General features: G+C 63.0%; 16 protein-coding genes. 11 read left to right on the top strand and 5 right to left on the bottom strand.

The window, feature by feature from the left end; translation table 11 throughout:
* The first annotated feature begins 204 nt into the window (after positions 1-204).
* A complete protein-coding gene (locus tag PFU01S_RS17475) occupies positions 205-1452 on the top strand; it encodes a putative porin (protein WP_027915803.1) in 1248 nt (415 codons plus the stop codon).
* Positions 1453-1527: 75 nt separating this feature from the next.
* Here the strand turns inward: PFU01S_RS17475 and PFU01S_RS17470 are convergent, their stop codons facing one another.
* The 3 genes from PFU01S_RS17470 to PFU01S_RS17460 form a co-directional block, all read right to left on the bottom strand.
* On the bottom strand, positions 1528-2649 hold the full coding sequence (locus PFU01S_RS17470; RefSeq protein WP_028686844.1) for a beta-ketoacyl-ACP synthase III: 1122 nt from the start codon (positions 2647-2649) through the stop codon (positions 1528-1530).
* A gap of 231 nt (positions 2650-2880) precedes the next feature.
* A complete protein-coding gene (gene hrpA, locus PFU01S_RS17465) occupies positions 2881-6786 on the bottom strand; it encodes an ATP-dependent RNA helicase HrpA (RefSeq protein ID WP_028686845.1) in 3906 nt (1301 codons plus the stop codon).
* A gap of 392 nt (positions 6787-7178) precedes the next feature.
* Entirely contained in the window at positions 7179-8039 is an 861-nt protein-coding gene (locus tag PFU01S_RS17460; protein ID WP_027915800.1) for a glycine betaine ABC transporter substrate-binding protein, read from the bottom strand.
* A gap of 196 nt (positions 8040-8235) precedes the next feature.
* On the opposite strand from PFU01S_RS17460, the gene PFU01S_RS17455 reads away from it, so the two are divergent.
* Positions 8236-9801 (top strand): glycoside hydrolase family 17 protein, encoded by a 1566-nt coding sequence (locus PFU01S_RS17455; protein WP_028686846.1) that lies wholly within the window; start codon positions 8236-8238, stop codon positions 9799-9801.
* A gap of 47 nt (positions 9802-9848) precedes the next feature.
* Here PFU01S_RS17455 and PFU01S_RS17450 read toward each other — a convergent pair whose 3' ends face one another.
* Complete coding sequence (locus tag PFU01S_RS17450; protein ID WP_027915798.1) at positions 9849-10202, bottom strand: hypothetical protein; 354 nt, start codon at positions 10200-10202, stop codon at positions 9849-9851.
* Positions 10203-10388: 186 nt separating this feature from the next.
* Between PFU01S_RS17450 and PFU01S_RS17445 the strand changes: the two genes are divergently transcribed.
* The gene (locus tag PFU01S_RS17445; RefSeq protein ID WP_027915797.1) at positions 10389-11687 is read left to right on the top strand and encodes a serine/threonine protein kinase; all 1299 of its coding nucleotides are present in this window, start codon (positions 10389-10391) and stop codon (positions 11685-11687) included.
* A complete protein-coding gene (locus PFU01S_RS17440) occupies positions 11680-12507 on the top strand; it encodes an MlaA family lipoprotein (RefSeq protein WP_023534883.1) in 828 nt (275 codons plus the stop codon). The genes PFU01S_RS17445 and PFU01S_RS17440 overlap by 8 nt, the downstream gene beginning before the upstream one ends.
* A gap of 42 nt (positions 12508-12549) precedes the next feature.
* Here the strand turns inward: PFU01S_RS17440 and PFU01S_RS17435 are convergent, their stop codons facing one another.
* Entirely contained in the window at positions 12550-13485 is a 936-nt protein-coding gene (locus PFU01S_RS17435; RefSeq protein WP_028686847.1) for a lipid A biosynthesis lauroyl acyltransferase, read from the bottom strand.
* A 111-nt stretch (positions 13486-13596) separates the two neighbouring features.
* Here PFU01S_RS17435 and minC point away from each other — a divergent pair, with 111 nt between their 5' ends.
* The 7 genes from minC (at position 13597) to PFU01S_RS17405 (ending at position 20321) form a co-directional block, all read left to right on the top strand.
* The gene (minC, locus tag PFU01S_RS17430) at positions 13597-14355 is read left to right on the top strand and encodes a septum site-determining protein MinC (protein ID WP_027915794.1); all 759 of its coding nucleotides are present in this window, start codon (positions 13597-13599) and stop codon (positions 14353-14355) included.
* Positions 14356-14455: 100 nt separating this feature from the next.
* On the top strand, positions 14456-15268 hold the full coding sequence (gene minD, locus PFU01S_RS17425) for a septum site-determining protein MinD (RefSeq protein ID WP_012313198.1): 813 nt from the start codon (positions 14456-14458) through the stop codon (positions 15266-15268).
* Positions 15269-15271: 3 nt separating this feature from the next.
* Positions 15272-15526: a cell division topological specificity factor MinE gene (gene minE, locus PFU01S_RS17420; protein ID WP_009682849.1), complete on the top strand. Its 255-nt coding sequence runs from the start codon at positions 15272-15274 to the stop codon at positions 15524-15526.
* A 149-nt stretch (positions 15527-15675) separates the two neighbouring features.
* Entirely contained in the window at positions 15676-16311 is a 636-nt protein-coding gene (locus PFU01S_RS17415; protein ID WP_027915793.1) for an RluA family pseudouridine synthase, read from the top strand.
* A gap of 212 nt (positions 16312-16523) precedes the next feature.
* The gene (locus PFU01S_RS17410; RefSeq protein ID WP_027915792.1) at positions 16524-17813 is read left to right on the top strand and encodes a M18 family aminopeptidase; all 1290 of its coding nucleotides are present in this window, start codon (positions 16524-16526) and stop codon (positions 17811-17813) included.
* Between the two features lie 142 nt (positions 17814-17955).
* Positions 17956-18123: a hypothetical protein gene (locus tag PFU01S_RS22400; RefSeq protein ID WP_165919273.1), complete on the top strand. Its 168-nt coding sequence runs from the start codon at positions 17956-17958 to the stop codon at positions 18121-18123.
* A gap of 44 nt (positions 18124-18167) precedes the next feature.
* Positions 18168-20321 (top strand): mechanosensitive ion channel family protein, encoded by a 2154-nt coding sequence (locus tag PFU01S_RS17405; protein WP_027915791.1) that lies wholly within the window; start codon positions 18168-18170, stop codon positions 20319-20321.
* Positions 20322-20369: the final 48 nt, after the last annotated feature.

The following is a 20369-nucleotide window of genomic DNA, read 5'->3' as shown; positions in this document are numbered from 1 at the left end:
GGCGCCGGACTCAAATGACGATCGCCTGGCGGCCTTCACTTCACAACAGTGCCACTATTCCGACATTAATCTGTCACTCGCCCCCGCAATACTTGCGCCTGTTTTCCGGAACCACAGAACCTGTCTATTCAGGCCCTTTCGGAGACGTGCCAACACAGGGGCGGGCGCTCGGCGTCCCCCATCTTATTCAGTAGGGAGAACCGTATGCGTCTTGTTTCTACACTTACCGGAGCAAGCCTGACCGGCATGGTGCTGGCCATGAGCACCACTCCGGCCAGTGCGGCCGTTGACGCCAAGCTGCTCGAAATGCTCCGCGCCAATGGCTCGATCAATCAGGCGCAATACAGCGAGCTGCAGGCTGACCTGGCCCAGGAAACCAAGGAAAAGGCCGCTCAGAAAGCCCAGTCCGAGCGCATGAGTTCGTTCGAGCAGAAAGTAGCCTGGGCAGCGAAGACTCAGATCAAAGGCGACGTGCGCCTGCGTTATGAAGACGTCAACGTGGACAACCCGATTTCCCGCAGTGGCAACCAGGACCGGGAACGTGTGCGTGCCCGCGTCGGTTTCTACAGCGAAATCAACCCGCAAGTAGACGCCGGGGTACGGGTAGCCACCGGCAGCAGCGCCGATGCACGTTCGACCAACCAGAGCCTGGACAACTACTTCGAGAAGAAATCGCTGTGGGTCGACCTGGCCTACCTCGACTGGCACCCCACTGCCGTGCCGAACCTGCACCTGATCGGCGGCAAGATGATGCAGCCCTGGGTGAGCATGGGTGACATCATCTGGGACAGCGACATCAACCCTGAAGGCGTAGCCGCCACCTACAAGACCAACCTGGGCCCTGCCGAAGTGTTCGGCAGCATTGGCCACTACAACCTCAAGGACAACGTCGACGGCGACGGCGTGCAGTTCAAGCACGATGCACAGCTCTACGCCGCGCAGCTTGGGACCAAGTTCAACGCAGCCGATACCGTCAAGGTCACGGTGGGCGGCAGCGTGTACGGCTACGACAACGACAAGTCATCTGCGGCCCTGCGCTCGCTGGGCAACACCACCGACGAATTCAACCTGGTCGAAGGCTTTGGCCAGGTGGACTTCACCGGCTTCGCCATCCCGCTGTCGGCCTATGGCCAATTCGTGAAGAACACCGAGAGCACCGATGGTCAGGACAAGGCCTGGCTGGCGGGTCTGAAGAGCAAGATCGGGGCATGGAGCCTGGACTACAACTACCGCGACGTGCAGCGCAATGGCGTCGTGAGCCTGTTCACAGACTCGGACTTCGGCAACGGCTTCACCGGTTCGCGCGGCCACAAGTTCAAGGTTGGCTATGAGATCGACAAGAACTTCGCACTCGGTGCGGCCTACATGATGGCCAAAACCGACTACTCCAACCTGCCCAACAGCAACGCCGATGTGGATACGCTGCAGGTGGACCTGGAAGCCAAGTTCTAAGCATCGCCAAGCTGCAAACGGCCGCCCCCATCCGGCCGTTTGCGCGTTTATGCGGGCATCGCCCGCCTTGCCGGCTTAGCGTTTGCGCAATATCACGCTGCCAATCGAATACCCCGCCCCGAACGAGCTGAGCACCCCCAACGCACCTTGCGGCAAGTCATCTTGATACAAGTGGAATGCAATGACCGACCCTGCCGAACTGGTGTTGGCGTAGCGGTCCAGGATCACCGGTGCTTCCTGTTCACTCACTTCACGCCCGAGCAGCTTCTTGACGATCAGGTGGTTCATGCTGAGGTTGGCCTGGTGCAGCCAGAAGCGCGCCACATCGCTGGGCTGAAGGCCGTTTTCCTGCAAATGCTCGCCTACCAGCTCCGCCACTTTCGGGCACACCTCGCGGAACACCTTGCGGCCTTCCTGGATGAACAGCTTGTCTGCGGCGCCCTCGCCCTCCTCTGCTGCGCGGTTGAGGAAACCGAAGTTGTTGCGGATGTTGTTGGAAAACTCGGTCCACAGCTTGCTGCTGACCACGTCGAACTGGTGCACCGATGTGGCTCGATCGGCGCGTTCGAGCAGCACCGCAGTCGCCGCATCGCCAAAGATGAAGTGGCTGTCACGGTCGCGGAAGTTAAGGTGGCCGGTGCACACTTCGGGGTTGACCATGAGCACGGCCCGCGCCTGCCCCAGCGCCACGCTGTTGGCGGCGGTCTGGATGCCGAAGGTGGCTGACGAACAGGCCACGTTCATGTCGAACGCAAACCCCTGGATGCCCAGCGCCTGCTGCACTTCGATGGCAATGGCCGGGTACGGGCGCTGCAAGTTGGAGCAGGCGACGATGACCCCGTCCACATCGGCCGGGCTGCGGCCAGCGCGCTCCAGCGCCTGATGTGCCGCTGCCACGGCCATTTCGCACAGCACCGACGGTTCGTCGTTGGCGCGCTCTGGCAGGCGCGGCTTCATGCGCTGCGGGTCGAGGATGCCGGCCTTGTCCATGACGAAGCGGCTCTTGATACCGGAGGCCTTTTCGATGAACGCCGCATCGGACAGCGGTGCGGCTTCGACCTCGCCACGCTCGATGGCCTGGGCGTTGTCCTGGTTGAATTGCTGCGACCAGGTGTTGAAGGACGCTACCAGTTCTTCGTTGGAGATGCTCTGGGCCGGGGTGTACAGGCCGGTGCCGCTGATCACGACATTATGCACGGTCGTTCCTCTGTTCGTGGGCCATCGCCACCCGGCGCTGGCTGGAAATACACTGGATTAGTGGCACTTTAGTACTAACTTCACGACGAGGGCCAAGCCCTTGTTTGACAGTAGCCCGTCTCACTTAAGCCATCACCCCGCGAGCGGTGAATGGACAAGCGAAGCAGGGCTGCCCGCACTGGGCCGCCAAGCGGCCTGAAATTGTCTCAATAGTGCCACAACTGTGTGAGTTTAGCCTTCCACCAGGCTCCACTGCTTGCTCAATCGCTTGTCTGAAATCGGCACTTTTGTGCCCAACTGCTGGGCGAACAGCGACACGCGGTATTCTTCCAGCCACCAGCGGTACAGGGCCAGCTGCTCGTCGCGCTTGCCTTCCTGAGCATGTTTGTCGGCACGGGCCTTGTACTGCGCCCACAGATTGGCCAGTTCGCCACTCCATACCCGGTCCTTCTGCACCTGAGAACCCAACTTCTCCAGGCGCAGCTCGATGGCCTTGAGGTAGCGTGGCAGTTCCTTGAACCATACCGCCGGCGTTTCGCGCACAAAGCCGGGGTACACAAGGTTGCCCAACTGCTGCTTGATATCGTTCAGGGCCACGGCCTGGCTCAGGTCGATCTTGCCCTTGAAGCGTTTCTGCAACCCATGCCACAGCTTCAGCACCTCGAGGGTTTGCCGCGCCAGGCGCTCGGCATGTTCGGCCCAGCTGCCCCGCTTGCGTTCGGCCAGCGCCGCCAGCGCGGCACCTTCACGGGGCAATACCGGCTCACCGTCGAGGATGCAACTGTCCAGGCTTGCCAGCAGAATGTCCTCGACCAGCGCGTCGACCCGGCCCATGTCGCGGTACAACAGCCCCAGTTCAGTCAGGCCAGGCAGTTTGCCACGCAGGAACTTGGCCGGCTCGGCCAGCTGTTGCAACAGCAGGCGCTGCAAGGCGCGGCGGTGCTGGAAGTCGGCCTCGGCCTGGGTCGAGAAGCGGCCTTCACGCACCGTGCCGTTATCCTCGACCAGTGCCGGGTAAACCGTCATCGACAGCCCTGCGATCTTTTGCTGCGCCGTGGGCTTCACTTCGCTGAAGGCCTTGGCCTGCACCGGCTGCTCGCTCTTGGCATCGCCTGGCACCGCCAGGGCTGCCTGGCTGGCAGCGGCGAACCGCGCCGTAAGCTCAGCCAGGTCACGCCCTTCACCCAGGAACTTGCCCTGCCCGTCGACCACCTCGATGTTCATGCGCAGGTGACCTTCAACCAGGCTGACCGACTCGTCCCAGGCGTCATCGGGCACGCGCGCACCGGTCATGCGCAGCAGTTCATGGCCCAAGGCCTGGGGCAACGCGCCTTGGCCAAACGTCATGCGGGCCAAGGCGGCCTTGACGAAGTCCGGCACCGGCACGAAGTTCTTGCGCAGGGCCTTGGGCAAGTTGCGAATCAGCGCCACGCACTTGGCCTCGAGCAGGCCTGGCACCAGCCACTCCAGGCGCTCGCCCGGCAGGCTCGGCAACAGGGGTGCCGGCACCCGCACGGTCACGCCGTCACGGGGGTGATTGGGCTCGAAGTGGTAGGTCAACGGCAAGCGCAGTTGGCCGACCTGCAAGCTGTCGGGGTACTGCGCGGCGGTCACCTCACTGGCCTCGCGCGCCAGCACGTCTTCCTCGCGCATGATCAGCAGGTTGGGATCTTTCTGGCTGCCCATGCGGTACCAGCTGTCGAAGGTGGCCGTCTGGTGGATCTCGGCCGGCAGACGCGCTTCGTAGAAGGCATAGAGCGTTTCTTCGTCGGCCAGAATATCGCGACGGCGGGCCTTGGCCTCGAGGGCGTCGAGCGTTTCGAGCAGGCGCTTGTTGGCCGCCAGGCACTTGGCCCGCGACTGGATCTCACCGCCCACCAGGGCTTCACGAATGAACAGCTCGCGGGAGGTGGCCGGGTCGATGGGGCCAAAGTGTACCGGCCTGCGGCCGACCAGGATCAACCCATACAGGGTGATCTGCTCATAGGCCACGACCTGTCCGCGCTTCTTCTCCCAATGGGGCTCGAAGTGGTTCTTCTTGATCAGATGGCCGGCCAGCGGCTCGATCCAGTCCGGCTCGATGCGCGCGACCACGCGGGCATAAAGCTTGGTGGTTTCCACCAGTTCGGCCGCCATGACCCACTGCGGACGCTTGCGCCCGATACCCGATGACGGGTGCACCCAGAACCTGCGCTGCCGCGCGCCTTGGTAGTCACCGTCTTCGGTCTTGTGGCCTATCTGGCTGAGCAGGCCGCTGAGTACGGCTTTGTGCAGCTTGGGGTAGTCGCACGGTTCCTTGTTGACCGTCAGTTGCAGCTCGCGGCAGATCAGCGCCAGCTGGCGATGGGCGTCGCGCCACTCGCGCAGGCGCAGGTAATTGAGGAACTGCTTGCGGCACCAGTTGCGCAAGGGGTTGGCCGTCAGCGCCTGGCGCTGCTCCTCGAAGCCCCGCCACAGGTTGACCAGTGCGGCGAAGTCCGAATCCACGTCCTTCCATTGTGCGTGGGCCTGGTCGGCGGCCTGCTGGCGCTCAGGGGGGCGTTCGCGTGGGTCCTGCACCGACAGGGCGCTGGTGACGATCAGCACTTCCTGCAGGCTGCCCAGGCGCGCGCCTTCGAGCAGCATACGGCCCAGGCGCGGGTCGATGGGCAGCCGCGCCAGCTGACGCCCGACCGGCGTCAGTTGGTTTTCACGGTTGACCGCCGAGAGCTCTTGCAGCAGGTTGAAACCGTCGCTGATCGCCTTGCCGTCTGGCGGCTCGATGAAGGGAAACGCGTCGATGGCGCCCAGGCGCAGGTGCAGCATCTGCAGGATGACGGCCGCCAGGTTGGTGCGCAGGATCTCGGGGTCGGTGAAAGCCGGCCGGCTGTTGAAGTCTTCTTCGCTGTACAGGCGCACGCAGATACCCGGCTCCACCCGTCCACAACGGCCCTTGCGCTGGTTGGCGCTGGCCTGGGACACGGCTTCGATGGGCAGGCGCTGCACCTTGGCGCGGTAGCTGTAGCGGCTGATGCGGGCCGTACCGGTATCGATCACATAACGGATGCCGGGCACCGTCAGCGATGTTTCGGCCACGTTGGTGGCCAGCACCACACGCCGCCCGGCATGGGGCTGGAAGATCCGTTGCTGCTCGGCTGGCGACAGGCGCGCGTACAGGGGCAGGATTTCGGTATGGCGCAGCTGCGCCTTGCGCAGAATCTCGGCGGCGTCGCGGATTTCGCGCTCACCGGGCAGGAAGATCAGCACATCCCCCGGGCCCTTGCCCTGGCCGCGCTCGTGCTGGGCCAGTTCGTCGAGGGTGGCGAGGATAGCCTGGTCGACGGTGAGGTCGTCCTCGATCGGGTTGCCCTCCTCGTCCTGTTCGCTGGTCAGCGGGCGGTACCAGGTTTCCACCGGGAAGGTACGGCCGGACACCTCGATGATGGGCGCGTTGTCGAAATGCTTGGAGAACCTCTCCAGGTCGATGGTGGCCGAGGTGATGATGAGCTTGAGTTCGGGCCGCCGGTGCAGGAGGGTTTTGAGGTAGCCGAGCAGGAAGTCGATGTTCAGGCTGCGTTCGTGGGCTTCGTCGACGATGATGGTGTCGTAGCGTTCCAGGAAGCGGTCGTGCTGGGTTTCGGCCAGCAGGATGCCGTCGGTCATGAGTTTGACCAGTGTGTTGGCATCGCTCTGGTCTTCGAAGCGCACCTGGTACCCCACCAGGCCGCCCAACGGCGTGCCCAACTCCTCGGCCACCCGGGCAGCGACACTGCGCGCGGCGATCCGGCGTGGCTGGGTGTGGGCGATCAGGCCATGGCTGCCACGGCCCAGTTCCAGGCAGATCTTGGGCAGCTGGGTGGTCTTGCCCGAGCCGGTTTCACCAGCGATGACCAGCACCTGGTGTTCGGCCAGGGCCTTTTTGATCTCGTCGCGCTTGGCGGCGATGGGCAGGCTGTCGTCGTAGCGCACCAATGGCACGCTCTGCTGGCGGGCGGTGACCTGGGCGCAGGACGCCTGCACCCGCTCAGCCCACTGCGCCAGCTTCGCCTCGTCGGGGCGCTTGCGCAGTTCGTGCAACTGGCGCCGCAGGCGGTGGCGGTCGGCGATCATGGCGTGGTCGAGGTTTTGCAGCAGTTTGTCGATGGCGTGGTCAGTCATTGGGCTTTTCGGTGATGCAGGTGGGCCTGCGGTGTGATCGGCATTCGAAAGAGGTGTGATTGTCGCAGATTTGGTTAGTGCGTGCTGGGGGTGCTTGAGCGGTTGGGCCGGCGGGTCGGTGTGAGGGTTCAGTTTCTCTCGGCGGGGGTGTAGCTGGGGGGTGCAGGGATGATGGACGGTGATGTGGGTGAGAGCAGGCGATGTGCGAACTGGCTGAGGTCGCCTGGGCCGATTTGCGCCCATCGCGGCCGATCCGCGCCCCGCCAAGGCTGATCCACGGAGCATTGGACAGCCTCGTAACGCAGCGCAATGGGGTCGTTCCCACGCCAACGAAACCGCTCGAACGCTTGAGGCTCGAACGGCTTCATTTCAGGGCATCAGCGCACAGCGTTTTACTTGCCCGTCCAGTCCTTCACGCGCTCAGGGTGCTTGGCCACCCAGTCCTTGGCAGCCGCTTCGGGCTTGGCGCCTTCCTGGATAGCCAGCATCACCTCGCCGATCTCATCCTTGGACTGCCAGCTGAACTTCTTCAGGAACTCGGCCACTTCCGGGGCCTTGGTGGCCAGCTCCTTGCTGCCGATGCTATTGACGGTTTCAGCAGCGCCATACACGCCTTTGGGGTCCTCGAGGAACTTGAGTTTCCATTTGGCGAACATCCAGTGCGGTACCCATCCGGTCACGGCGATGGATTGCTGCTTGGCGTAGGCACGGCCCAGCTCGGCGGTCATTGCAGCACCGGAACTTGCCTGCAGCTTGTAGCCGGTCAGGTCGTAGTCCTTGATCGCCTGATCGGTCTTGATCATTACACCCGAGCCAGCATCGATGCCGACGATTTTCTGCTTGAACGAGGAATCGGTCTTCAGGTCAGCGATGCTCACCGCCTTGACGTACTCAGGCACGATCAGGCCAATCTTGGCATCCTTGAAGTTCGCGCCGTAGTCGACCACGTTGTCCTTGTTCTTGGTCCAGTACTCACCGTGGGTCACCGGCAGCCATGCCGACAGCATGGCATCGAGCTTACCGGTGGCCACGCCCTGCCACATGATGCCCGTGGCCACGGCTTGCAGCTTCACATCGTAGCCAAGCTTCTGCTTGATCACCTCGGCGGCCACGTTGGTGGTCGCCACACTGTCTGCCCACCCATCCACGTAACCAATGCTGACTTCTTTGGCCATGGCCTGTGCGCCGCTCAAGGCCAGTGCCAGGGCGGTACCTACGCCCAGGAAACGACGCATTTTTGTTGAAGTAGCCATCAAAGCATTCCCTCGTCAGGTCTCGGAGATTCCATCATCTGCCTGCAACCAAGCCAGACCTGATCCAAGTACGACGCCCAGGCGCTCATACGCGACAGCACTGTGCCATTAGCGGCAGCGGCATGAACCTGCCTGCGCGATCCTTGCATGCCAAAGGTTTGGCGCCGGGCTACTATTGACCCTTTTGCCCCCGATGATGGACCGCCCGATGCCCAGTTCCACCCGCCTGCTGACACTTCTGTACACCCTTGCTTGCCTGATCGGTCTGCTCGGGCTCGGCGTGCTCTGGCACGGGCTGGGCAGACCGGTGCACCTGCCCGACGCCGCCAATGCCACGCACAAGCTGCAGTGCGCATCCTATACCCCGTTCGACAAGGACCAGTCGCCCTACGATCAACCCATGCAACTGCGCCCGGCGCGCATGGATGCCGACTTGGCCCTGCTCGCTGAGCGATTCCAGTGCATCCGCACCTATTCGATGAGCGGTCTTGAGGCTATCCCAGCGCTGGCGCGCAAGCATGGACTGAAGGTGATGCTCGGGGCCTGGGTCAATGCTCACCCGGCCGACACCGACCGGGAAGTCGCGCTGCTGATCGCCGCCGCCAATGCCAACCCTGATGTGGTCAGCGCCGTCATCGTGGGTAACGAGACCTTGCTGCGCAAGGAAGTCACCGGCAAACGACTGGCCGAGTTGATCGCGCGGGTCAAGCGCCAGGTAAGCGTGCCGGTCACCTACGCCGATGTGTGGGAGTTCTGGTTGCAGCACCCCGAGATCGCGCCTGAAGTAGACTTTCTCACCATTCACTTGCTGCCGTATTGGGAAGACGAGCCACGGGGCATCGACGATGCGTTGGCCCATGTCGCCGACATACGCCGACAATTCGGCCAGCGCTTCGCGCCCAAGGACATCCTGATCGGTGAAACCGGCTGGCCCAGCGAAGGCAGGCAGCGTGAAACCGCCCTGCCCAGCCGGGTCAACGAAGCGCGCTTCATTCGCGGCTTCGTCGCCATGGCCGAGCACAACGGCTGGCGCTACAACCTGATCGAAGCCTTCGACCAGCCCTGGAAACGCGCCAACGAAGGTGCCGTGGGCGGGTATTGGGGCCTCTACGATGCCGACCGGCAGGACAAGGGCATCCTTGAAGGGCCCGTCAGCAACTTGCCCGACTGGCCCACTTGGTGGCTGGCATGCGCGGCGCTGGCGGGGCTGATGCTGTGCATGGCCGGGCGGCCACGCACACGCCGTGGCGCGTGGGCCATGCCAATACTGGCCATGTTCGGTGCGGCGTGCCTGGGCCTGTGGGGCGAGCTGATGCGCAGCCACGCCCGTTTCGCCCCCGAATGGATGTGGGCAGGGCTGTTGGCGGGGTTGAACGTGCTGGTACTGGCCCGGGCACTGCTGCACCTGTCCCAGCCGCAAGGCGTGCGCGGGCGCTGGTCTGCCTGGCTGCAAAGGCGAGCTGGCGGGTTGCTGCTGCTGGCCGGCTTTGCTGCCGCCGTAAGCACGTTGGCGATGGTGTTCGACCCCCGCTACCGCAGTTTCCCCAGTGCCGCGCTGGCCTTGCCAGCCCTGGTGTTCGTCCTGTGGCCCGTGCCAGTGCGGCGACGGGAGGCCACCTTTCTGGCAAGTATCATCGGGCTTGGCATACTGCCCCAGCTACTCATCGAGGGGATGAACAGCGGGCAGGCGTGGCGCTGGGCAGCAGTGAGCGCGCTGATGACCGCCGCCCTGTGGCGCAGCCAGAGACTCGGCCGCGCCTGATACCTCTATTTGTCAGCGTCACGGAGCGCCCCCTGGCGGGCGCACGTTTACCTGACCAGGCGCAACCCGGCCAGGACCAATGCGAATACGGCGATGCTCGCGGTATACAGCACCAATGCTGGCACTGCGAACAGCAGGGCAATGCCGGCCAGCCATGTACCGGTCCGCCCCTGTAGCAGCCAGCCAAGCGCTGCCAGGGCCAGCCCGGTCCAGGCCAGGACCTGGTGGTGAATGCCCAACCCCAGCACTGCCCGCATCTTGCACTGCCAATAGGCGGCTGGCTCCGTGCACAACCCCACCCACTGGCCGTCCTCCATCAGTCCATAGCGCACGCCATAGCTGGCAGCGAGCCAGAGCCCGACGAACATCAGCAGTAGTGCGCCAGGCAGCCTGCGACTCATTGACTTTTCCCACTTGATTGATCAAAAAATCAATGATCGCTTACATCACTGTCTAAGGCAAAATACCTGCCTGCAACACGGTTCAGATAACTGGCACACCAAAGGCCATCACGCCCGGCAACTTTGCCACGGCCCATGTGGTCTTAGCTTGCACACGCGCCACCTTGCGTTCTTTTGGGGGATTACATGCTTCGTTCTTTGCGCCTCGCTGCCGTTCTCGGCAGCCTGCTCATGGCTGTGGCCGCTTCTGCGCGGGATATCGATGCCGCGAGCTATGGCTACCCCCTGACCAACCCGTTCGAGGCGACCATCGCCACGACGCCGCCGGACCAGCGCCCGATGCTGCCCAGCGATGACGAGATCGACCAGTCCGACTACAGCCTCACCTTGCGCCCGGAGCGTGAATTCACGCTGCCGGACAACTTCTGGGCGGTCAAGAAACTCAAGTACCGCATGGCCCAGCAGGACCACGCTGCCCCCTTGATCTTCATCATTGCCGGCACCGGTGCGTCCTACAGCAGCAGCATCAACGAATACCTGAAAAAGCTGTACTACAAGGCCGGCTTCCACGTGGTGCAGCTGTCCTCGCCCACCAGCTACGATTTCATCAGCGCCGCGTCTCGCTTCGCCACGCCCGGCATCAGCCAGGATGACGCCGAGGACATGTACCGGGTGATGCAATCGGTCCGCGCCCAGCACCCTCGCCTGCCGGTGACCGAGTTCTACCTGACCGGCTACAGCCTGGGCGCGCTCGATGCGGCCTTCGTCAGCCACCTGGACGAAACCCGGCGCAGCTTCAACTTCAAGCGTGTGCTGCTGCTCAACCCACCCGTGAACCTCTACACCTCGATCAACAACCTGGACAAGCTGGTGCAGACACAGGTCAAGGGGATCGACCGCAGCACCACGTTCTATGAGCTGATGCTGGAAAAACTCACGCGCTACTTCCAGGAAAAGGGGTTCATCGACCTCAACGAAGCGCTCTTGTACGACTTCCAGCAGTCGCGCCAGCACCTGTCCAACGAGCAGATGGCCATGCTCATCGGCACCTCGTTCCGCTTCTCGGCCGCCGATATCGCCTTCACCTCCGACCTGATCAACCGCCGCGGCCTGATCATCCCGCCGAAGGTCAAGATCACCGAAGGCACGAGCCTGACGCCCTACTTCAAGCGTGCCTTGCAGTGCGATTTCGACTGTTACATGAGCGAACAGGTAATCCCGATGTGGCGTGCCCGCACCGGCGGGGGCACCATCCTGGAGCTGACCAACCAGGTCAGCCTGTACGCCCTGGCCGATTACCTGCAAAACAGCCCCAAGATCGCCGTGATGCACAATGCCGACGACGTCATTCTCGGCCCTGGCGATATCGGGTTCCTGCGCAAGGTGTTCGGTGATCGCCTGACCCTTTATCCCCATGGTGGCCATTGCGGCAACATCAACTACCGCGTCAACAGTGACGCCATGCTGGAGTTCTTCCGTGGTTAACAAACTGCTCTTTGCCACGGCCCTGCTTGCCGCAGGCCATACCCTGGCCGCCGAGACCGCTCCCCGAGCCAGCGTCATCGAGGCTGATCCGCAGGTGATCGGTACCGCCCCGCTGGCACCGGAAGCCGATGGCTTCCTCGACCCGCTGCGCGAGTTGAAATTCAACCCGGGCCTGGACCAACGTGAGTTCGAGCGCTCGACCCTCGAAGCGCTGAACGTCTACGACCCGCTCGAGTCGATGAACCGCCGCATCTATCACTTCAACTACCGCCTGGACCAATGGGTGCTGCTGCCGCTGGTCAATGGCTACCAGTACGTCACCCCGCGTTTTCTGCGCAGTGGCGTGACCAACTTCTTCAACAACCTGGGGGACGTGCCCAACCTGTTCAACAGCGTGCTGCAGCTCAAGGCCAAACGCTCGGCCGAGATCACAGCGCGGCTGATGTTCAACACGATCATCGGGGTAGGCGGTTTGTGGGACCCGGCGACCAAGATGGGCCTGCCGCGCCAGAGCGAGGATTTCGGCCAGACCTTGGGCTTCTATGGCGTACCGGCAGGCCCGTACCTGATGCTGCCGCTGTTGGGCCCTTCGAACCTGCGCGACACCGCCGGGCTGGTGGTGGATTATTCCGGCGAGCAGGCGATCAATTACCTGGACATGGCCAAAGTCAGCCGCGAGCACCCGGAGTTCTTCGGCCTGCGGGTCATCGACAAGCGCTACACCACCAACTTCCGCTACGGGCAGATGAACTCACCGTTCGAGTATGAAAAGGTGCGCTACGTCTACACCCAGTCGCGCAAGCTGCAGATCGCCGAGTGAGCCGGCAGCGCCACTGCCATTACGGCAGCGGCGCACCCGCTTTCAACGCCCTTTCTTTTCGTACAGCCTTGGGGCCCCGTCCGGTCGGGACTTGAACCGGCGGTGTGCCCACAAGTACTGCTCGGGGCATTCGCGCAGTACCTGCTCGACCCATTGATTGATTCGCAGGCAATCAGCCTCTTCGCTCTCACCGGGGAAATCGCTCAGTGGGGGATGAATCACCAACCGATAACCGCTGCCGTCTTCGAGTCGCTTCTGCGTGAAGGGAATGACCTGGGCGCGGCCCAGGCGCGCAAACTTGGTGGTGGCCGTGACCGTGGCTGCCGGGATCCCGAACAAGGGCACGAACAGGCTTTGCTTGGCGCCGTAGTCCTGGTCGGGTGCGTACCAGATTGCGCGGCCGGCGCGCAGCAGCTTGAGCATGCCCCTGACATCCTCGCGTTCGACGGCCAGTGAGTCCAGATTGTGCCGTTCGCGTCCGCTGCGCTGGATGAAATCGAACAGGGCATTGCCATGTTCGCGGTACATGCCATCGATGGTGTGACGCTGGCCGAGCAAGGCCGCACCGATTTCCAGGGTAGTGAAGTGCACCGCCATCAGGATTGCGCCCTGCCCCGCCTGCTGGGCGGCCTGCAAGTGCTCAAGCCCCTCGACATGGGCCAGGCGCGCCAACCGCGTCTTGGGCCACCACCAGCTCATGGCCATTTCGAAGAAGGCGATGCCGGTCGAGGCAAAATTGGCTTTGAGCAGCCGTTGCCGTTCGTCCGCCGACAGCTCGGGGAAGCACAGTTCCAGGTTGCGCGCAGCGATACGCCTGCGTTCACCGGCAAAGCGGTACATGATCGCGCCTAACCCCGCACCCAGCTTGAGCAATGCCCGGTACGGCAACTGCACCACCAGCCACAGCAGCCCCAGGCCCAGCCACAGGCCCCAGAACTTGGGATGAAGGAAATAGGGACGAAAACGCGGGCGATCCATTGAAGCTTCCAGCAAGACATGGGCCGCGCATTCTACAACGGATCGGCTCATGTTGCGGGCAACCGGTCTTATCGTTATAAGTCAGGGCACTTTTTCCGCAACAAGCCGTCTATGCAGACCATGAGCCCAAACCACACCCCCGACACCCCCTCCGTGTTCCAGCTCAAGGGCAGCATGCTTGCCATTACCGTTCTGGAACTGGCGCGCAACGACCTTGAAGCCCTCGATCGCCAGTTGGCGGCCAAAGTGGCGCAAGCGCCGAACTTCTTCAGTAACACGCCGTTGGTGCTGGCGCTGGACAAGCTGCCGGCCGGCGAAGGCGCGGTCGACTTGCCTGGTTTGATGCGGATTTGCCGCCACCATGGCCTGCGGACCCTGGCCATCCGCGCCAACCGCATCGAGGACATTGCCGCGGCCATCGCCATCGATCTGCCAGTGCTGCCCCCGTCCGGCGCCCGCGAGCGGCCACTGGAACCCGAGCCCGAGGCCAAGAAACCCGAGCCGGCCCCTGCCCCGCCACCGGTACTCGAACCTGAGGTGCGCCCCACGCGCATCATCACCGCTCCGGTACGTGGCGGCCAGCAGATCTATGCCCAAGGGGGGGACCTGGTGGTCACCGCCTCGGTCAGCCCGGGTGCGGAACTTCTTGCCGATGGCAACATCCATGTGTACGGCGCCATGCGTGGCCGTGCCCTGGCAGGTATCAAGGGCAATACCAAGGCGCGTATCTTCTGCCAGCAGATGACCGCCGAAATGGTCTCCATTGCCGGCCAGTACAAAGTGTGCGAAGACTTGCGCCGCGATCCTTTGTGGGGGGCGGGCGTACAAGTCAGCCTGTCTGGCGACGTGTTGAACATCACCCGTCTTTAACGGATACTTGCCAGCATTTTTAGAGCAACTTTTTTATCGTTGCCGTTATTTCAGTTATTTGCAGGGACTTGCGTCCCGATCATTTTAGGGGTGAAACACCTTGGCCAAGATTCTCGTGGTTACTTCCGGCAAAGGGGGTGTGGGCAAGACCACCACCAGCGCCGCCATCGGTACCGGCCTCGCACTGCGTGGCCACAAGACGGTTATCGTCGACTTCGACGTGGGCCTGCGTAACCTCGACCTGATCATGGGCTGCGAACGCCGCGTGGTGTACGACTTCGTCAACGTGGTCAATGGCGAAGCCAACCTGCAACAAGCCCTGATCAAGGACAAGCGCCTGGAAAACCTGTACGTGCTGGCGGCCAGCCAGACCCGTGACAAGGACGCGCTTACTCAGGAAGGCGTCGAGAAAGTCCTGATGGACCTCAAGGAGCAGTTCGAGTACGTGATCTGCGACTCGCCGGCCGGTATCGAGAAAGGTGCCCACCTGGCCATGTATTTCGCCGACGAGGCCATCGTGGTCACCAACCCCGAAGTGTCTTCGGTCCGTGACTCCGACCGCATGCTGGGCATCCTGTCGAGCAAGTCGCGCCGCTCGGAAAACGGCGAGGAGCCGATCAAGGAGCACCTGTTGATCACTCGCTACCACCCCGAGCGCGTCGTCAAGGGCGAAATGCTGAGCGTGGCCGACGTGGAAGAGATTCTCTCGATCAAGCTCAAGGGCGTGATTCCCGAATCGCAGGCGGTGCTCAAGGCATCCAACCAGGGTATCCCGGTCATTCTCGATGACCAGAGCGATGCCGGCCAGGCGTACAGTGACGCAGTCGACCGCCTGCTGGGCAAAGAGAAGCCGATGCGCTTCATCGATGTACAGAAGAAGGGATTCTTCGAGCGCATTTTCGGGAGCAAATAAACCATGAACCTTTTTGACTTCTTTCGTGGCAGACAGAAACAGACCAGCGCGTCGGTGGCGAAAGAGCGTCTACAGATCATCGTGGCGCACGAGCGCGGACAACGCAGCGAACCGGACTATCTGCCCGAGTTGCAGAAGGAACTGCTGGAAGTGATTCGCAAGTATGTGAACATCGGCAATGACGATGTGCATATCGAGCTGGAAAACCAGGGCAGCTGCTCCATTCTGGAGCTGAACATCACCCTGCCGGATCGCTGATCCGGCCAAGAGCCGGGGCTGCGCTGTAGCCCATTCGCGGCACGAGGCCGCTCCGACAAGGGATCGCGTTCCACTGTAGGAGCGGCCTTGCCGCGTATGGGTTGCAGCACAGCCCCGCTTTTTTCTCCCGATTCAACAGAGACCACGCAATGCCGCTGTCCACCCTCCAGATCCTTCACGAAGACGCCGCCATCCTGGTGATCAACAAGCCGACGCTGCTGCTGTCGGTCCCGGGCAGAGCTGACGACAACAAGGATTGCCTGATCACCCGCCTTCAGGAAAACGGCTATCCCGATGCGCTGATCGTGCATCGCCTGGACTGGGAAACCTCGGGCATCATCCTGCTGGCCCGCGATGCCGACAGCCACCGCGAGCTGTCGCGCCAGTTCCATGACCGGGAAACCGAAAAGGCCTACACCGCCCTGTGTTGGGGGCAGCCGGCCCTGGACAGCGGCAGCATCGACCTGCCACTGCGGTATGACCCACCTACCAAGCCACGCCACGTCGTGGATCATGAACAAGGCAAGCATGCGCTGACGTTCTGGCGGGTGGTGGAACGTTGCGGCGAGTATTGCCGTGTGGAGCTGACGCCGATCACAGGCCGCTCGCACCAACTGCGTGTGCACATGCTATCGATCGGCCACCCGCTGCTGGGTGATCGGCTGTATGCCAACCCCCAGGCCTTGGCCGCCCACGAGCGGCTGTGCCTGCATGCATCGATGCTCAGCTTTACCCACCCGGTGTCCGGTGAACGCCTCAGATTCGAGTGCCCGGCACCGTTTTGATGGGGTGTGGCTGTGGCTAGCAGTCCACGAGCGCTGCTGGCCCTGCCCTGACGAGCTGTAATGCGAGCCGAAGCACTGGGGCCACAGTGCGGCCTGGAGCCTGCGCTATACCTTCGCAACAACTGTCGCCTGGCCAACCGCACAACCCACAGCCCGACACCGCTCGGCGACTCAATACGCTAAACTCGCGCCACTGCTGTCTGGAGTGAACTATGCGCGATGTACTCAATGCAGGCCTGATCGATTTTCTGAAGGCCTCCCCTACTCCCTTCCACGCTACTGCCAGCCTGGCCCTGCGCCTGGAGGCCGCTGGTTACCAGCGCCTGGACGAACGCGAGAGCTGGTCCGTCGTGTCGGGCGGGCGCTATTACGTCACCCGCAACGATTCCTCGATCATCGCGATCAAGATGGGCAGGCAGGCGCCGCTGCTCAACGGCATCCGCATGGTCGGCGCCCACACCGATAGCCCCTGCCTGCGGGTCAAGCCGCAGCCGGAACTGCAGCGCCAGGGCTTCTTGCAACTGGGCGTGGAAGTGTATGGCGGTGCCCTGCTGGCGCCGTGGTTCGACCGCGACCTGTCGCTGGCGGGGCGGGTCACCTACCGCCGTGACGGCAAGGTGGAAAGCCAGCTGATCGACTTCAAGTTGCCGATCGCCGTCATCCCCAACCTGGCCATCCACCTCAACCGTACCGCCAACGATGGCTGGCATATCAACCCGCAGACCGAACTGCCACCGATCCTGGCCCAGGTGGCCGGTGACGAGCGCATCGACTTTCGCGCACTGCTGACCGAGCAACTGGCACGCGAGCACCAACTCAACGCCGACGTGGTGCTGGACTACGAGCTGAGTTTCTACGACACCCAGGACGCCGCGCAGATCGGGCTCAATGGCGACTTCATTGCCGGCGCCCGCCTGGACAACCTGCTGTCGTGCTACGCCGGGCTGCAGGCCCTGCTGGCCGCTGACAGCGATGAAACCTGCATCCTGGTGTGCAATGACCACGAGGAAGTCGGCAGCAGCTCGGCCTGCGGCGCCGACGGGCCGATGCTCGAGCAGACGTTGCAGCGCCTGTTGCCCGACGGTGACGCCTACGTGCGCACCATCCAGCGCTCGTTGATGGTCTCGGCCGACAATGCCCATGGCGTGCATCCGAACTACGCCGACAAGCACGACGGCAACCACGGCCCGAAACTCAACGCAGGGCCGGTGATCAAGGTGAACAACAACCAGCGCTACGCCACCAACAGCGAAACCGCCGGCTTCTTCCGCCACTTGTGCATGGCCGAAGAAGTACCGGTGCAGAGCTTCGTGGTACGCAGCGACATGGGCTGTGGCTCGACCATAGGGCCCATTGCGGCCAGTCACCTTGGCGTGCGGACGGTCGACATCGGGCTGCCGACCTTCGCCATGCACTCCATCCGCGAGCTGTGCGGCAGCCATGACCTGGCGCACTTGGTGAAGGTCCTGACAGCGTTCTACCGCAGCCACGACTTGCCGTGAGCCACGCGGGGCGCCGGGGTGCTACACACCCGGCGCCAACAGGCCGCGCTGCTGTACATGGCCGACGAGTCCGCTTCCAGCAGGCCAGGCCGGGGGTTAGCGACTATGCTAAGGGCATGTCTCACTGCAAAGGACTGTCGCCATGTCACCCTTCCTGGCCCTGCTGATTCCCGTCTGCGCATCGCTGTTGTTGCTGACCCTCGGGTTCGGCCTGCGCGAGCGCGATGTTGGCGTGCTGATGATGTGGGTGGGCACCCTGGGCATCTTCGGCCTGACCTGCTGGAAGATCCTGGAGAAACTGCCGTCATAAACCTCTACACTCGGGCAATCGTTTGACCTGAGGTAGATCTGCCCGTGCCTGCCCTTCTGCGTTACCTGTTTGTTGTGCTGTTGCTGTTCATAGGTTCTGCACACGCAGCAGGCCTGCCCGGCCTTCTGGGTTCCAGTGCCCCCGCCCAGCCCGAGGCTTCCGAGCCGCTGGGCAAATCCCTGGACGAGGTGATCAAGAGCCTGGAGAACGACCAGCAGCGTGCCAAACTCCTGGCCGACCTGAAAAAGCTGCGCGACGCCACGCAAAAGTCGCAACCGAGCGTTGAGCAAGGCGTGCTCGGCTTGATCGGTGGCGCCCTGCACGATTTCGAAAAGCAGTTCACCGGGGAAGCCAACCCGTTCCAGCGCTGGGGCATGGAAATCGACCAGGCCCAGGAAGAACTGGCGGCCTTGATGGTGCCCGTTCATCAATGGCCCGCGATCCTGTTCGGCTTTGCTGCGGTTATCGCGGTGTGGAGCGTACTGGCGTTCGCGTTCAACTGGGTGGGCCATCGGGTCCGCCTGCGATTCGGCCTGAGCGAAGAACTGCCCCAGCATCCTCGCACCTGGGACCTGGTCCGCTTCGCCCTGCGCAAGCTGGGCCCCTGGTTGGTCGCGCTGGTGTTCACGGTGTACCTGAGCTTCGTACTGCCCCCGTCGCTGGGTAAATCGCTGGCCATGGTGCTGGCGTATGCCCTGGTGGTCGGCACCTGCTTCTCGGCCATCTGCGTGATCGCGTTTTCCCTGCTGGACGGCCCGCACCGCCACCGGGCATTGCACATCCTGCGCCACCGTGCATTCCGGCCCTTGTGGCTGATCGGCAGCTTTGCCGCCTTCGGCGAGGCCATGAGCGACCCGCGCCTCACCGCTGCGCTGGGCATACACCTGGCCCATGGGGTGGCAACCCTGGCCAACGTCGTCGCCGCAGTGTGCACCGGCCTGTTCATCCTGCGTTTTCGCCGGCCGATTGCCCACCTGATTCGCAATCAACCCCTGTCGCGCCGCCTGACGCGACGAACCCTGAGCGACACCATCGAGATCCTGGGCAGTTTCTGGTTCATTCCGGCGCTGATTCTGGTGGCCATCTCGCTGTTCGCCACTTTCGTTTCGGCCGGTGATACCAGCACGGCGCTTCGCCAGTCACTGATGTGCACGGTGCTGGTGGTGGTGTGCATGGTGCTCAATGGCCTGGTGCGCCGCCACGCTGCCAACCCCAAGCGCGCCGGCAAGCGCCATGCGGTGTACGCCGAGCGGCTGCGCAACTTTGGCTACTTGTTGGTCCACCTGTTCATCTGGCTGGTGTTCATCGAACTGGGCCTTCGGGTATGGGGGCTGTCGATGATCAGCTTCGCCGAAGGCGACGGGCATGACATCAGCCTGCGCCTGATGGGCCTGGCAGGGACGCTGATTGTCGCGTGGCTGGTGTGGATCCTGGCGGACACGGCGGTACACCATGCGCTGGTCCGCTCGCGCCGCGGCATGGCCAACGCCCGGGCGCAGACCATGATGCCGTTGATCCGCAACGTGATGTTCGTGTTCATCTTCATCATCGCGGTGATCGTCGCCCTGGCCAACATGGGCATGAACGTGACGCCGCTGCTGGCCGGTGCCGGTGTCATCGGCCTGGCGATCGGCTTCGGCGCCCAGTCGCTGGTGGCCGACCTGATCACCGGGCTGTTCATCATCATCGAGGACTCCCTGGCCATCGACGACTACGTGGATGTCGGCGGCCACCTGGGCACGGTGGAAGGCCTGACCATCCGCACCGTGCGTCTGCGGGACATCGATGGCATCGTGCACACCATTCCTTTCAGCGAAATCAAGAGCATCAAGAACTACTCCCGCGAATTCGGCTATGCGATCTTCCGCGTGGCGATCCCCTACAACATGAACATCGACCAGGCGATCACACTGGTGCGCGAGGTCGGTCAGAAGCTGCGCAGCGATCCGCTGATGCGCCGCAACATCTGGTCGCCGCTGGAACTGCAAGGGGTGGAGAGCTTCGAGTCGGGTTCAGCGGTGTTGCGGGCACGCTTCAAGACGGCGCCGATCAAGCAGTGGGAAGTGTCGCGGGCCTTCAACCTGGCACTCAAGCGCCAGCTCGACGAAGCTGGGCTGGACTTGGCAACGCCCAGGTTGTCGGTGCAGGTGGTAACGGCCGGCGCAGGCGCCATGACACAAACCGAGCCGTCCGGTTGAAGCCGGTTGGCCATGGATCGCGTCCTCGCTGGCGCCCTCAAGAGGCCG

It is taken from the genome of Pseudomonas fulva NBRC 16637 = DSM 17717 (assembly GCF_000730565.1).
Classification (GTDB): Bacteria; Pseudomonadota; Gammaproteobacteria; order Pseudomonadales; family Pseudomonadaceae; genus Aquipseudomonas; species Aquipseudomonas fulva.
The sequence above is the reverse complement of the archived record's forward strand: the minus strand, read 5'-3'. Positions and strand labels throughout refer to the sequence as shown.